Annotated in this window: 3 protein-coding genes; all 3 read right to left on the minus strand. The window is 50.6% G+C overall.

The features are described from left to right. Positions 1-198 (minus strand): hypothetical protein (locus ACFFNX_RS52555; RefSeq protein WP_021519436.1); only part of this gene is annotated, 198 nt, incomplete at its 3' end. Positions 199-297: 99 nt separating this feature from the next. Continuing rightward, positions 298-507, minus strand: a complete 210-nt coding sequence (locus ACFFNX_RS52560) for a DUF905 family protein (protein WP_378213858.1) — start codon at positions 505-507, stop codon at positions 298-300. Between the two features lie 100 nt (positions 508-607). After that, a complete protein-coding gene (locus tag ACFFNX_RS52565; protein WP_077627562.1) occupies positions 608-763 on the minus strand; it encodes an IrmA family protein in 156 nt (51 codons plus the stop codon). Between the last annotated feature and the right edge of the window lie 9 nt (positions 764-772).

Consider the following 772-nt stretch of genomic DNA (forward strand, 5'->3'; position numbering starts at 1 on the left):
GGCGAAGAATGGCTGAAAGCCTTCCCGCTGCAGGCTTTCCAGTACGGTGATGGTGGGGATGTACGTATAGTTCTGGCTTCGGGACGTGTGTTTATCTTCCCCGAAAATCCCCGGCACATAGTGCATCAGTTCTTCGTGTGTCAGCGGACGGTCACGGCGTATCTGGTTCGCATAACCAAAACGACTGGCTAGTCGCATAATTTGCTCCTTATCGGTGGTTAAGATTTACTGGTGTAATAAATGAAAAAGCCACGTCTCCCGGAGAAGACGCAGCCTGATGGGTGAAATGAATGACGTTTATTGTCTTAGAGGACCGTCACTGGCGAGCCGCGTATTAAGCACCTTTCCGGCATCGGGTTCAGAATTCCGGCAGCGCCAGCGTCGCTGACCTTCCGCGTTGCGGATAACCCGACGGAAATGCATTCCCGGGTCATCCTGGATAAACACATTGTGGTAAGCGGTTATGACAGCAACCGCCTGCCCGTATGAGAAAGATCCTTCAGCCAGGACATACTCTGTGTGTAACCCGGCATATCTGGTTTCTCCTGATAAATAGCCTCTGCCATACGTTGTGGCAGAGGCTGAAGCATGAAACTGACTTCAGGGATCAGTTAACATTTTTTCCGGAAACGGTAATCAGCAGTGGATGGTAGTCCTGGGGATCGAAAACCGATAACGGCAGACTGACACGATGGCCGTTACTTTCTTCAGTTGCTTTAATGATTTCGGTTGTGGCGACATTTTCCACGCACTCCGTTTCCAGAAATGCGTC

Source organism: Actinoallomurus acaciae, from assembly GCF_042429965.1.
Classification (GTDB): Bacteria; Actinomycetota; Actinomycetes; order Streptosporangiales; family Streptosporangiaceae; genus Actinoallomurus; species Actinoallomurus acaciae.